The 13,753-nt window shown below is 29.6% G+C and carries 12 protein-coding genes; 7 read left to right on the forward strand and 5 right to left on the reverse strand.

Translation table 11 applies throughout. The annotated features are described in order from the left end of the window. Window positions 1-204 precede the first annotated feature (204 nt). Entirely contained in the window at window positions 205-3,432 is a 3,228-nt protein-coding gene (locus CD039_RS09890) for a DEAD/DEAH box helicase (RefSeq protein ID WP_103372172.1), read from the reverse strand. Further along, window positions 3,432-4,616 (reverse strand): sigma-70 family RNA polymerase sigma factor, encoded by a 1,185-nt coding sequence (locus tag CD039_RS09895; RefSeq protein ID WP_103372173.1) that lies wholly within the window; start codon window positions 4,614-4,616, stop codon window positions 3,432-3,434. The genes CD039_RS09890 and CD039_RS09895 overlap by 1 nt, the downstream gene beginning before the upstream one ends. 403 nt (window positions 4,617-5,019) lie before the next feature. Here CD039_RS09895 and CD039_RS12270 point away from each other — a divergent pair, with 403 nt between their 5' ends. After that, window positions 5,020-5,391: a helix-turn-helix domain-containing protein gene (locus CD039_RS12270; protein WP_412072760.1), complete on the forward strand. Its 372-nt coding sequence runs from the start codon at window positions 5,020-5,022 to the stop codon at window positions 5,389-5,391. A gap of 547 nt (window positions 5,392-5,938) precedes the next feature. On the opposite strand, the gene CD039_RS09905 is transcribed toward CD039_RS12270, so the two are convergent. Then, entirely contained in the window at window positions 5,939-7,126 is a 1,188-nt protein-coding gene (locus CD039_RS09905; protein WP_103372174.1) for a hypothetical protein, read from the reverse strand. A gap of 115 nt (window positions 7,127-7,241) precedes the next feature. Between CD039_RS09905 and CD039_RS09910 the strand changes: the two genes are divergently transcribed. From CD039_RS09910 to CD039_RS12275, 6 genes are all read left to right on the forward strand, one after another. Further along, entirely contained in the window at window positions 7,242-8,255 is a 1,014-nt protein-coding gene (locus CD039_RS09910; protein ID WP_103372175.1) for a DNA cytosine methyltransferase, read from the forward strand. Then, complete coding sequence (locus CD039_RS09915) at window positions 8,236-9,267, forward strand: DNA adenine methylase (protein ID WP_103372176.1); 1,032 nt, start codon at window positions 8,236-8,238, stop codon at window positions 9,265-9,267. The genes CD039_RS09910 and CD039_RS09915 overlap by 20 nt, the downstream gene beginning before the upstream one ends. 297 nt (window positions 9,268-9,564) lie before the next feature. Further along, window positions 9,565-9,837, forward strand: a complete 273-nt coding sequence (locus CD039_RS09920; RefSeq protein WP_167386262.1) for a helix-turn-helix domain-containing protein — start codon at window positions 9,565-9,567, stop codon at window positions 9,835-9,837. An 86-nt stretch (window positions 9,838-9,923) separates the two neighbouring features. Then, window positions 9,924-10,082 carry a hypothetical protein gene (locus CD039_RS11910; RefSeq protein WP_167386263.1) on the forward strand — a complete coding sequence of 53 codons (159 nt, stop codon included), beginning with the start codon at window positions 9,924-9,926 and terminating at the stop codon, window positions 10,080-10,082. Further along, window positions 10,028-10,762, forward strand: coding sequence for an IS30 family transposase (locus CD039_RS12105; RefSeq protein ID WP_103372405.1), 735 nt, complete (start codon window positions 10,028-10,030; stop codon window positions 10,760-10,762). Before CD039_RS11910 ends, CD039_RS12105 begins: the two co-directional genes overlap by 55 nt. Continuing rightward, the gene (locus CD039_RS12275; protein WP_369008174.1) at window positions 10,752-11,000 is read left to right on the forward strand and encodes an IS30 family transposase; all 249 of its coding nucleotides are present in this window, start codon (window positions 10,752-10,754) and stop codon (window positions 10,998-11,000) included. The genes CD039_RS12105 and CD039_RS12275 overlap by 11 nt, the downstream gene beginning before the upstream one ends. 253 nt (window positions 11,001-11,253) lie before the next feature. Here CD039_RS12275 and CD039_RS09930 read toward each other — a convergent pair whose 3' ends face one another. Both CD039_RS09930 and CD039_RS12280 read right to left on the reverse strand, forming a co-directional pair. Further along, window positions 11,254-13,260, reverse strand: coding sequence for a restriction endonuclease (locus CD039_RS09930; protein ID WP_103372178.1), 2,007 nt, complete (start codon window positions 13,258-13,260; stop codon window positions 11,254-11,256). 116 nt (window positions 13,261-13,376) lie between these two features. Then, complete coding sequence (locus CD039_RS12280) at window positions 13,377-13,736, reverse strand: McrC family protein (RefSeq protein WP_412072759.1); 360 nt, start codon at window positions 13,734-13,736, stop codon at window positions 13,377-13,379. Window positions 13,737-13,753: the final 17 nt, after the last annotated feature.

Genomic DNA, 13,753 nt, shown 5'->3' on the forward strand with positions numbered 1-13,753 from the left:
TTAGCAGTTATCATTACTTCTACTTTCTTATTATGATATATTTAATGAGTTTAGCGGGTTAAAAATGGGGATAGCCTACTCAGATAGACTATCCCTTTAAATTATTGTCATTAAAAAGCTTACTGTTATTTTAAATGTAATATTTACTGCCAACTATCTAAAAGAGTAAAGTATAATAAACCAAAAGTTAAATTCAAATAGATTTTATCGATTGTATAGTTTTTGAATGACTTCTTTTTCTACTTTTGATGGAATAATCCCAAAGAAATAATCTTCGATAGTAGACCAAAATTGTTTTGTATAATTAGTGATTTTCTCACTAGGATTTTCACCTACAGAAGGTAGAGTAAATAAGTATTTAAACATTTCAATATTTCTTATAAAACTTTTATATTGATTTTCTAATAATGTGTTTCGATATTTTCCTGGATTACTTAATGCCTTATCTAGCTGAGAAATAGCATTCATTCGGATACCTACAGAAGGTGTCGCGCCACCTTTCATTTCAAAGTCGATCAACCCAAAACCTTCAGCAAATCCGAGTAATATATTTATATGATCAATTTTCTCTTTATTACTGTTTTTGAAAATATAATATCTTACAATATTACCTTCGACACACTTGCCTGTCTTATTAATTAAGTTTGAAAAAGTTTCTTTTAATTTAGAAAGTAAATCCTCATAGTTATTTGAAATTTTATAAGTTTCATTAGTCGCTACTTCAATGTCTCTTAAACCAAGAAGCGAATTAATTTGGATAAGAGTATTTATTATTAATGATGACAATCTATAACTTTCTCTTTTATTAGACAACTGCACATTCATTAATTTTTGAGATAAATCTCTTTCAGTGAAATAGCATTGTTTTGAAGCAAATTCTCTTAAAGCATCCTCAACTTTTCTAATAATATTATTTAAATTAGTTTGAAGTTCTTCTTCATTGGAAAATCCAGTAAAATTGACAATATAACTTAATGAGAAGTTAAGTTTATTTAATACTGGATCATATTTAATTTCATCACTTGCTTGTCCCACTTTGAATTTAAATTGAGGGAAAGAAATTGTCTGATAATGGTCTTGCCAATACTTCTCCGTATCAAAAATAAATATATATTTATAATGTGAGTTTTTAATCTCTTCAACAAATCTGAAATATCGACTATATTTAGAGGTCTCAAAATAATTCTTATTTGCTTCAGTAGCTAACAAATAATCCTTACTATTGAGTGAACCAGGTCTGGTAACAAATGGAGGATAATTCATTTTTTGTTTAAAATCATTCTCAATAGTTAATAAAGCTAATTTAACTTTATTTTCAATATCATCAGTATCTTCAAAGTCATTATTGAAAATATAATTAAATGATTCAACATTTATCGTTAAATAACGCTTATTCCCCGATTCTTTATAAATACTTTTAATCTTGTCCATTACAGATAAAAGTTGCCCTTTTTTTATAGAAGATAAAGCTCTTAGCCTTTTAAAATCGTTGAAATCTTTATTAGGTATATAATCTAAACGTGCCATACCACGTTCTTTTTTTCGGGCTACTCGCCCAATTTCTTGAATATAATCTAATACATTTCCTGAGATAGCATAGTGATAAACTTCTTCAATATCTGGGATATCAATTCCCATACCAAAAGCTTTAGTTGCAAGTATTATTGGTTGTTCACCTGACTTGAAATTTCTAAAATTAATATTTTTATCTTCAGAACTTAGTTGGCCATGGTAGATTGCAACGTTTTCATATGCTTTTGGGTTGTACGCTTCTAGTGTATTCTTAAATTGATTTATACTCACTACAGTTGGAAAATATATTAAAGTTTTTTTCTTGTTTTTAATATTTTTTTCTATACGAGAAATAAGAAGCTTGTCCTTAATTTGTTTAGCATCATTTCCATATTTCTTTTTAGTTTGATCATCAATAGTGTTTATATTCAAGAAAACATTTTCTTTTTTTATACTCCCGATATAACGTATCGGAGAAACTAAATTTAAAGAACGCTTTATTTCAGTATACATATCTTCTGGACCGCCTACTATAGCAGTGGCCGTAAATGTAACGACTGGAAAATTATAATTTTTTCTTAGTTTATTTATATAGCTTCCCATAAACCAATAGTCTACTCTGAATGTACGGCCCCATGTAGTTACTGTATGCGCTTCATCTACTACAAACAATCCAATTTCTCTTTCTCCAATTAAAGTTTGTATATCTCCTTTATTGATTAGCGTTTCTATCGAAACATATAAAATGTCTATTTTTCCTTCCTTAATATCTTGAGCTATATTGGCTTTTTCTGTAGGAGATATTCCAGAATTAATTGTTTTAGCATTTTTCACATTCATTTTATTCAAATTTTCTACTTGATCATTCATTAATCCGATCAACGGTGAAATAACTATAGTTAATTTTTTATTAGTTGTTTTATTATTGTTTATATAGAGAGATGGCAATTGAAACATAATTGATTTTCCAGCGCCAGTAGATGAAGTTATGAATATATCTTTCGGCGTTTCTTTATTATTTGCAATCTTCATTTGCTCAACGATTTCATCTATAATTTGTGCTTGACTAATTTTTGTAAGTTTTCTAGTATGAATATCCTCATAAATATCTAATTCCCTAAAACTATTATATCCCCAATATTTATTTAGTATTTCTAAATATTGATTTTCTCTTGCTACAATTCTTTGCTTAACGTGAGGTTGATAATAAATAAATTTATGAGAATTATATATATTAGCTAATAGTGAAAAATGATTTTTTACTTCTGATGGTAGAGTGAGTACTATTACCTTATTATCAGTTGCTTGTAAGTAATTTACTAAATTTACTATTGCTTCGGGATCTTTATTAGCATCAAATGAATAATCATAGTCATCATGAGAAATTTCTTTTAATAATTCTAAATCTCTTTTTGACGTATATAAATCTATAACATTATAATTTTCAAATAACTGCTGATTAATAGCAACATAATAGTTATCATTGATTTTCTTGATATTAGTATAAAGTTCTGTAACAGTTTCCTCTATATCACTAGTCTTAGTATCAAAACTATTTGAAGAGAATAATTTTTCGTAAAATTCGTCAATCCCCTCAAATGAATAATTAAAAGGATATAACCCTAAGTATTTATTATTATATACAAATACAATATCATCTTTACTAATAGCAGTTTCAATAAACCCTTTTAATATGAAAAACTCTTCATACGTGATCCAGCTTTTAGAATTAGTACTAAAAAACTCTCCAAATAATTCTGGGGACGGTTTTTTACTAGGGTCATAAATATATTCATTCATACCATCAATTATTGATAAGTTTAACAATTTATTAGGTGTATTTGTTAACTCATCACTAGTAAAACCAACTAATACAAAGAACTTCTCTTGTCTATCATTAATTAACTCATTTAGATTCATTATAGTTCCTCCAAATACCTTCTAATTCCATCTCTTTCTAATTTTTTTCTGAGTTTATCTAGTGATTTAGCTTCTATTTGTCTTATACGCTCTCTTGTCACGCCATAGTTATTACCAATTTCCTCCAAGGTCTTGGGTTCACCACTCCAACCTATCCGTTGCTTTAATATATCTTCTTGTTTATCAGTTAAAATAAAACTAAAATACTCCTCCATTTCTTCTCTAAAAATATTTCGAGTAACAATTTCTTCAGGAATAATACTTTCTTGTTGATATAGGTTTTGTTTATAATCAACCATCTCTCCTAAAGTTGTATCACTATTTTTACCAATTAACGATTGCAAAGAAGCTGAATTATTATTAAATATTTTATCAATTTCTAATAACTCATTAAATTTTTCTTTAGTAATATTCATTTCGCGCGTACATATACTTTCTATTTCATGATCTGGCAATCCTCCGTACTTTTTCAGTAAATTATTTAATTTATTCAAATTTTCTATTAGATGAACTGGTAATCGAATAGTAAGTTTTTTGTCTGCTATATCTCTTGTTATTTTTTGTTTGATCCACCACGTTGCATAAGTAGAAAATTGATACCCTAATGAGGGGTCAAACTTATCTATTGCTTTTAGGAGACCTAAATTTCCACTTGAAACAAGGTCATCAAAATCAAGAATTGATCCTGATATACTTTTTTGATATCTAGAAGCAATTTTATGAACAAGCTTTTGATTAGCATTTACTAATTGGGTAATTACATCAATATTATCCTCATTTTCTTGTAACCTATCAAAATATATATCATTAAATTTATATGTATCTACCTTAGTGACTAAATCAATATCTTTAATATCTGTAAACTCTTCTGACTCCGTTATATCATCGAAGAAATCATCATCTTCATCAATTAATTCTGTTATATCATTATTATCGATTGAAGCTTCATTTACTTCTTCGTTATTAGCTTCATCTTGCTTGGCTTGGTCAGGGAAATATAAACCTAATTTATTTATAAACTTAATCCCTTTTTCCTTCTCAAAAAATATCTTGCCATATAAGTAGTTATTAATGGGAGCTTTTTGATCATTAAATAGTTTAAGTAATTCTTCGAAATTTAAAGTAAGAATATTTCCATTCGAATAATCTCTTAAGAATTCAAGTAATTCTAACTCATTATTCATATTCAAACCTCTCCCTTAACTTTAAAAAAAGTCCCTCAATTTTTAATCTTACTATACCAAATTAACATTTAAATTTCCAAATAATATGTATCAACGAATTTTATTAAATAATTTAAATTGTTATAGTTATACTGTATTGTATACGCATACTAATCCCCAATAAAGTAAACATGTCTATCAATAACCTGTATCAAACTTGATTCATTTTTGGAAATCTTTACATCAAGTATTGATCGTTATATCTAGCTAAACTAAAGAACTATATTAATATAATTTCAAAAATATTTTTAGATGGTAGATTTTAATATTAAGTTAGCCACCTTAAAAAAACATACAAAAAACGCCATGTGAATTTCATGCTATTATTGAAGTCACGACACTATCAATAAAGGGATGAATTCACATGACACAGATTTGTTGTAACACGAAATCACGTAAAGGAACACATCTCTCTTATGGAGAAAGAGAACGAATCAAAGCGTTCCATGATTGTGGCCTATCAAACAGAGAAATCGCACGTCGCTTAGGCCGTGCTCCTCAAACGATTAATAATGAAATTGAACGAGGCCAAGTCTATCAGGTTAAGCAGCGCCAAAACTATAAGGACAAAGTGTATGAATACGGCTCTGTCGACTACGAACCTAAACACGCACAACTTCAATATGAACAGAATCGACTAAATTGTGGTCCTAAGGTATCCGCACACACAATCCTGGTTTATGAATGTGCTGACAAGAAGATATTAGACATCTTCAGACACACCTTGGCCTCATAAGAGTCATATATTCAAATCGATAAGGGCTGTTAACGGTTCTGAGTTTAGTTTATTAACCTTACAGCTTAAAGATCAGTTCTCGGTCTATTTTACCCATTCATTCGCCTCATGGGAAAGAGGGACGAGTGAAAATCAACATAAAATGATTTGTCGCTTTTTACCGAAAGGTATGCGATTAAGCGGTATTTCAGCTCGACAAGTTCAGATAATTCAACAGTATATGAACAATTATCCTAGAGAAAAATTAGGTGGCCAAACCCCTCTTTAGTGCTTTGAGAGAACTTAAAAAGCTTAAGCTAGATCTATGACTTTTCAGAGCTCTTTGACATGGAGACTAACGTCACAGCGTTTCTCCCCAAAGAAAACAGAATGGAAAAGCATCTGTTTACCCTTAAGGTTAACGCTGTACCTTCTCCATATAAATGTGCGACATGAATAAAAATAACGACTTCGAAATAACATGAGCCAATCAAAAATAGGTGGCTAAGTTAAACTTGAAATTTACGAATAGTATATCTTTCTGAACTAAAGTATAAATCATTAAAATCTATACATTAAATTTAATATCAAATTCTTTGTTATGAATTTTCAAATACCCTTTGCGCTTATCATCTAAAATTGCATTATCAATACTATAATTATTTTCCTTGCATGTGTTAACAAAATCATTTCTTAGTTCATTAGAAAATACCATATTTCCTCTCTGATCTATGGTATACTTATACTTATCAAAGTAATCGTCTATATCTCCTGGTTTAAGTAACAATGCATTTTTTGGATCATACGCCTCATCTATATCCCAGTTACTTAAAGCTTTGTGAGAAGCATAAATATGTGAGACTACTAAACCTCTCGACTCTTGTTTAGAAAGCCAACAAACTCGTTTACCATAAATTTGTTCACTTTCTTTCAAGACAGCTTTTCTCATTAAACCAAAACGATATGAGTCTCTTTTAGTATCTCCTGATTCTGGCAAATATTCCTTAGCGTCTTCGACTAAACTAATTTTATAATCTGCATTACTACCTATCGCTTTAAAAAGAGAGAGATTTCTCAATACACTTCTTAGATAAGCTGCTTGATTGTATTTACGCTTGACAAATTCAATACTTGTTGCCCAGTTTGTATTGGTAAGTATATCTTTTTCTTTAGCATATTCTTTATTATTTATATCTATTTGCATAATACCGATCAATTGATCAATAGTTAAAACTTTTTCCTTTTTATTTAAAAGTGTTTTAACTATAAATTTAATTTGATTACATTCTGTATCGTCATTGGTTACTGAAGAATTAAACGAAGAATATTGATAAACTATATCCGAAAACAATCTAGAGAGTTCTTCTTTATCTTTATTAGGTTTTATGTATTCTAAAGCATTTTTACAATATCCATTAAGATATGGCTTAATAAAACCTAACTTAATATATTGATTAATCTGCTTTCTTGTTGTAGCACCTGTATTATCATCATTAGGATAAACATATTTAATTTTATCAACTAATTCTTTATAATGTACTATCTCTTCTTTAACATTTTTTCTCTTAGCATCTGGATTTTTAACAAGCTCGTCTACCTTCTTATCCATTAAACGATATTTTTCTATATGATCAATAATTATCTTCAACGTTCTAATAAACTGAACATCAAAAAAAGCAGAAGTACCAAGAGTTAATTTCCAGTACTGTTCATACGATTGATCTTTAATCACACTTTTCTTTGAATTATACTTCATGAAATCACCTTTTTAAATAAACTATAATTTCTTCTACTATTAACATATTACTAATGGATTGTATATAAATATATGATATCATAATACTTACGATTAAAAGAAAGCAGTGACATTTATGTTTACTTATATAGACTTATTTAGTGGTGCCGGAGGCATGACATTAGGATTTGAACTGGAAAATTTCCAGCAAATTATGGCAGTGGAAAATGAAAAATTCAGTGCACAAACATATAAGCATAACTTCCCTAATCATACGTTACTTCTTGAAGATATTAAATCTATAGATGAAGAATGTATAAGAGATTATACCTATAACAAAAATGTAGACGTTATAATTGGCGGCCCTCCTTGCCAAGGATTTAGCCTTGCAGGAAAATTTGGGAGAAAGTTTCTTGAAGATCCTAGAAATCAACTATTTAAAGAATTTTTACGATTTGTAAATATAATTCAACCGAAAATATTTATAATTGAAAACGTAGCTCGTCTTTTAACTCACAATAAAGGAAAAACGATGCAAAATATAATTAACGAAATAGAAAAAATTGGTTATTTCATTAATTATAAAATTATGCAAGCTGCCGATTATAACATACCTCAAAAAAGACAAAGAATTATTATTGTCGGAAGTAAATTACCTTTATTCGAGTTTCCAAAAAAATCAATGAACTTTGAAACCATTCAAGAAGCTATAGATGATTTACCACCATTATTAAGCGGAGAGTCTTCAAATATCCCCAATCATTTTGCAATGAATCACAGTAATCAAATGCTAGAGAAAATGAACTATATTTCTGATGGTGGAGACAGAAGTCAAATACCTAAAGATATAAGACCTAAATCCGGAGATGCTAGAAAATATATTAGATACCACAGCGCTAGCCCTTCTATACCAATTACTGGCGATATGAGGAAAGTCTTTCATTATTCTCAAAACAGAGCATTAACTCCTAGGGAATTAGCTCGAATTCAAACATTTCCGGACTCATTTATTTTCCAAGGAAATAGTATAAGTATTCAACAACAAATTGGAAATGCTGTACCACCTAAATTGGCTCAATTATTAGCTATCCAGGTTAAAAAATATCTCAAAATAGAGAAAGGAGTAAATTATGACAACTACCTATCCTAAAGTTAATTATATAGGTAATAAATTAAAACTTAGTAATTGGATTTGTGACAATATTCCTTTAGATAATTCTCACTGTATTTTAGATTTATTTTCAGGTGGAACATCAGTTTCTTACGCTTTAAAAAAAGAGGGGTATACCATTATTGCTAATGACTCATTATACGCTTCTTATGTGTTAGCAAAAGCACTTATAGAGAATGAAAACGTTACTTTGGATTTATCTCATGTTATCAACGCATCAAACATTGAAGTTCCTCAAGTATATATAGATAAAATGGATTGGTTATCCTATAAATTATATTATCCATATGAAGTCAAAGAGTTAGCTCAACTTTCTTATTATGCAATGAATTTAGAGGGTTATGAAAAATACTTATTTCTTTCCTTATTACGCAGGGCTATGATTAGAAAACTTCCGTATTCAAGGATGAATCTTGATTGGAAAAATATAGTTAAATTAAGAGACGAAGAATACTCTTATAGGAAATATGGACGAAGAAGAGCATATCATAATCTACCATTTATCGAGCATATAAAAAACGATATAGAAAATTATAATAATGCAATATTTAGCAATGGAAAAAATAATAAAGCTGTACAAATGGATGCTTTTGATGCTATTAAAAAATACGGACCAATCGCTGATATAGTTTATATAGATCCTCCTTATCCAGGAACGATGAATAATTATTTTCAGTTTTATGGAATCTTTGATCAAATATTCGAAAAAAATATAGACTATACTAACTTTACTCAAAAAAAAGATTTCATAAATACTTTTGAAAACTTAATCTACCAATCCCATTTTCATTTTACTTATGCTGTTATCAGTTTAAATAGTAATATCAAGCCTGATATTACCGAAGTTTTATCATTATTAAGTAAATATGGAAATTATGAAATTTTTGATACTAAACATAACTATCAAGTAAGTGGCAAAATAAATAAACATAAAAACAAAGAAATTCTGGTTATACTAAAATTTAACCAAAAAATTATTAGTAAGAATTAATTTGAATTAAACTTTTAAGATATTATAGATTTTTTTCTGTATAATTCATACAGACTTCTTCATTAAATATAACAATAAATTGCATCATAATTATGCGAACTGACCTCATATAGTGGATACTTTACAAAACACTTTCGTTGAATTCAGTACAAAATGAATCATAGGAAGGTGGTTTTTATGCGACGGATTGTAATATTAAGTACAACACCCAAAAAATTTCATAAAATATGCCCATAATTGGCACTTTGTTGTAAGATGTTAAGTAACCAACAAAACCACTTACAAAGGAGTGCCAATATGAGCTACTTACATCTTACTATATATGAGCGTTCACGTATAGAGACGCTAAGAAAAGAAAACTATTCTATAAAAGCTATCGCTAAGCATTTAAACCGTTCAGTGTCTACGATATCTCGTGAGATTAAGCGTAATATGATGGAAGAAGGCTATTCCGCACCTACAGCACAAACGCAATATAAAGCGAATAAAAGACGTTGTGATCGTCCTTTGAAACTGAACGAAACGCTATCGCAGTTCATTCAATATTATTTGAATTTACACTGGTCCTAGAACAGATTGTGGGTCGCCTACTTTCAAATCATGTTTCTTTCAAATCCATCTATAGATGGATTAACTCTAACTTACTGAAGGTGAATATGTTTCCTTATCTCAGACAGAAAGGAAAGAGACAACGTCCAAAAGAAACGAGAGGTCGATTTAATGTAGGTAAGACCATCTCACAACCGCCGAAAGAGAAAGAATCAAAGCGTTCTATGATTGCGGCTTATCAAACAGAGAAATTGTACGTCGGTTAGATCGTGCACCTCAAACGATTAATAATGAAATTGAACGAGGACGTACCTATCAGATCAAGCAACGTCAAAAATATAAAGATAGAATTTATGAATACGGTGCTTTCGACTACGAACCTGAACGCGCACAACTTCAATATGAAGAGAATCGATTAAATTGTGGGCCTAAAGGTATCCGTGCACACAATCCTGAATTTTTTGAAGGGGCTGACGAAAAAATGTTAGGCGATCACTGGTCTCCTGAACCTGAAGCGCTTATTTTAGACGCGAAGCGTCGCGATACTTACGAGGATAAGCCGCTTCCTTGTACGACTATGTTATACGCTTGGATTGATAAAGGGCAGTTAAAGACACGTAATATTCATCTTCAAGAGAAGTGTCGTCGACGTCCTAAAAATAAGTTATATCATCGTTCTCATCAGCGTGTATTAGGTATGAGTATTAATGAACGACCTCCAGAAGTTGCAACGCGTGAAGAATTTGGTCATTGGGAAATTGATACGGTGATTGGGTCGAAAGATAAATCAGAACCTGTCCTTTTAACGCTGGTTGAACGCAAGACACGGTTTGAAATACTTACCTTAATTGAAAACACGAGCGCACAAGCTGTAACACGAAGTATTCGCTGTCTTCAGACACAACTTGAGTCTTATATAAACCATATTCAAATCGATAACAGCTGATAATGGCTCTGAGTTTAGTTTATTAACTTTACAGCTTAAAGGTCAGGTTTCAGTCTATTTTGCCCATCCGTTTGCCTCATGGGAAAGAGGGACGAGCGAAAACCAATATAAATTAATTCGTCGCTTTTTACCGAAAAGTATGCGATTAAGCGTTATTTCAAATCGCAAGGTTCAAGCGATCCAACGATATATGAATAACTATCCTAGAAAAAATTTAGGTAGTCAACCCCCCTCTTGAGTGCTTTAAGCATGAACTTCAAAAGCTTAAACTAAATGTATGACTTTTCAAAGCCCTTTGATATGGAGCCTGTCGTCACAGCGTTTCTCCCCAGAGCGAACAGAATGGAAAAAGCATCTGTTTACCTATAAGGTTAACGCTGTGCCTTCTCCATATAAAAGATGCGACATGAATTAAAATAACGACTTTGAAATAACATGAGCCAATTAAAAATAGGTGGCTAAGTTAAACTTGAAATTTACCATTAACAAAATCATTTGATTGATGCAGAATAATAAAAACCGAACTTCAATTGCGCATCCACTAAAGATCCTTTAGCGTAGTAGCCATTTTTTTCTTTTCCTACACATCCTATTAAAGGATTTGATAGTAAGTTCAGCATATTTTCTACTTCTTCTCTAGTTAAGCTTATATCATTAAATTCACCTTTATCTTTTATTAACATATAAATCTCCCGAATAGTTAATATACCTTTCGTAAACTCATCATCACTGTTAACTATTAAAGTCTCTATAATTAATTTAAATAGCGCATTATATCTATGCATTCTATTATACGTAGTTTCTAGTATACTTATATCAACTTCTCCTACTTGTTGAAATAACTTTTCATATTCAATAGCTTGTAGAGGATAAAGTTGATGTCTTTTAACAAGTAGTTCTAAATTATCTATATCTAATAATAAAACCTGATTATTTTCAGCGAATTTTTTTACTCTTTCATTATAATTTTTACCTACTATAACTAAATAATCTGCTGCATGCTTTTTCTTATGTTCTTTAAGAGCATCAAAATTTACAAGGTTTTCGCTAATTATTCCTTCTTTATTAGTTTTTGCCTCAACAGCAACTTTATAAGTATAATCTGGTACTGTACGTGCGGTTAATAATATATCTGTAGTTCCTGCCTGCGCTAACAATTTAGTTTTAAACCCTAATTCTATAAATGTTTTTTCTAATAGCTTTTCAAATTTATGTGGTTCTGAAGAGTTTGTAGAAGCTAAGCGTAATTCTTTTAATAACCTTTTGTAATTACCCTCATCATTTTGAATTAAGTTTTTTTGTTTCTTTTTTGTATTTTCTTCATTCTTCATATTACTTCTTAATATGGATAACAACAATTCTCCACGCTTAGATAATCTTAAATTTTTTCCTTTATCATTTAAAATTAATTTAGCATTTTTTAAATGTGTTAATCTTTCTCTAATTCTATCGAGGCTTTGAGATTTCATGTTATATTCAGTAACTCCCATAGCCGCTAACTCGGTAGGCTCTTGTGGGGATTTCTCTAATTCAAATAATATTTCAAAGATGTATTTGTATTCATTATTGATAAAAAACAGTAAATTCACATCAGGTAAATCAGAATTCAACAGATTTATACCGTTTTTTGAAGTTTTATATACTTTTTCACCAATTCTATCAAGGATATTTAAATTAGTTAAAAAGGTTAAAAAACTATTTACAGAAGACGATTTATAATCATAATCACTTTTAATGAAATTGATTAATGAAATACTATCTTTTGCATTTAGAGCGTATTTTAGTACACTTAAAATCAAAGTAGTTGCTTGAGATCTTCCCCCAGGTATATAACCTAATCCGTCTTTTTTATTAATGTTGTTTTTATTCCAGTTTTCAACTATAAGCCATTCAGGTAGTTCAATATTCGTTTCACTTTCAGTAGTATCTTCAATAAATTCTGATACAACAATTGGTTTCATAGGTGGGTTTAGAGTTAAAAACCGTTTACCTTCGTCATTTATAACATATGTTCTCTTATAACTCATCGAAGTAATAAGTCCTAAATCTTCTAACCATGCTAAACGTTCATGTATTTGTCCTTTTTGTTTCCAAGACATATTATAATTTTCATTAGCATCATTTAATATATCTTTAGTAGTTTTTGGATTTTCGATATAGGTTAATAGCTCAGATATATATTTTACATTTGAATTTAAAAATTCAGCTAAATTTCTTCTAAAGGTATTATCATCAGAGCTTTTCAATCTTTCATTAATATAGTAATGATCTTTCTCATCTATTTTCACAAAGTTATATCTAAATAATATACTTACGTAATGTTTTAATGTATGGTTTGTAGTACTACCTTCAATTTTCACTGGTGTATCTAACTCTATTTTAGAATCTATCTTATGAAATAAAGTCTTTAATGTATCAACATATCCATTTTTAGACTTAGATCTTGGTAAACGAGGTAAGGCATTAAATTTATTATTCCAGTTTTCAAGAATATCCATATGTCTTTAACTCCTTTATTTTCATCTAATTTCTCAATTGTTTTATATCTTAACTTTAATTTTAGTAATTGCTACTATATACATCAAAAATATAAGTTCACTTTTTAAACTATTTATTACTTGTTATCAAAACTAACTTCAAAATGTTCTTCTATAATCTTCTTTAATTCCTCTTCTATCTTAGAAAATTCCTCACTAAGTTCCAATGTCGTTATACTAATTTTATTACCGCTCATTTGAAACGTCTGATGAGGGGTAACAGCTTCGTCAGTTTTAGCGTAGAGTAACATTCCTGAGACTTTCTTTGTTTTAGTATTTGAACTTGCATCTAAATTTTTCACATACGTATAGATTTGGTAGAGGTTTCCTGAATGCATTTTGGGTGTATTATAGAAATTTTGAACCGTTTTACCGTAATATTTTGCATCAATAATTAAATATTCATCTTTATACGATAGCATAATATCACTTTTCATCAGTGGCAACATGGTAG

The sequence above is a fragment of the Staphylococcus argensis genome (genome assembly GCF_002902305.1).
Classification (GTDB): Bacteria; Bacillota; Bacilli; order Staphylococcales; family Staphylococcaceae; genus Staphylococcus; species Staphylococcus argensis.

Excerpts from the sequence above, each read along its gene's own strand:
- CD039_RS12270 (WP_412072760.1), top strand. The coding sequence starts at position 5,020 with ATGACACAGATTTGTTGTAACACGAAATCACGTAAAGGAACACATCTC.
- CD039_RS12280 (WP_412072759.1), bottom strand. The coding sequence starts at position 13,736 with ATGAAAAGTGATATTATGCTATCGTATAAAGATGAATATTTAATTATT.
- CD039_RS09915 (WP_103372176.1), top strand. The coding sequence starts at position 8,236 with ATGACAACTACCTATCCTAAAGTTAATTATATAGGTAATAAATTAAAA.
- CD039_RS09895 (WP_103372173.1), bottom strand. The coding sequence starts at position 4,616 with ATGAATAATGAGTTAGAATTACTTGAATTCTTAAGAGATTATTCGAAT.
- CD039_RS09910 (WP_103372175.1), top strand. The coding sequence starts at position 7,242 with ATGTTTACTTATATAGACTTATTTAGTGGTGCCGGAGGCATGACATTA.
- CD039_RS09905 (WP_103372174.1), bottom strand. The coding sequence starts at position 7,126 with ATGAAGTATAATTCAAAGAAAAGTGTGATTAAAGATCAATCGTATGAA.
- CD039_RS09920 (WP_167386262.1), top strand. The coding sequence starts at position 9,565 with ATGAGCTACTTACATCTTACTATATATGAGCGTTCACGTATAGAGACG.
- CD039_RS09890 (WP_103372172.1), bottom strand. The coding sequence starts at position 3,432 with ATGAATCTAAATGAGTTAATTAATGATAGACAAGAGAAGTTCTTTGTA.
- CD039_RS11910 (WP_167386263.1), top strand. The coding sequence starts at position 9,924 with ATGTTTCCTTATCTCAGACAGAAAGGAAAGAGACAACGTCCAAAAGAA.
- CD039_RS09930 (WP_103372178.1), bottom strand. The coding sequence starts at position 13,260 with ATGGATATTCTTGAAAACTGGAATAATAAATTTAATGCCTTACCTCGT.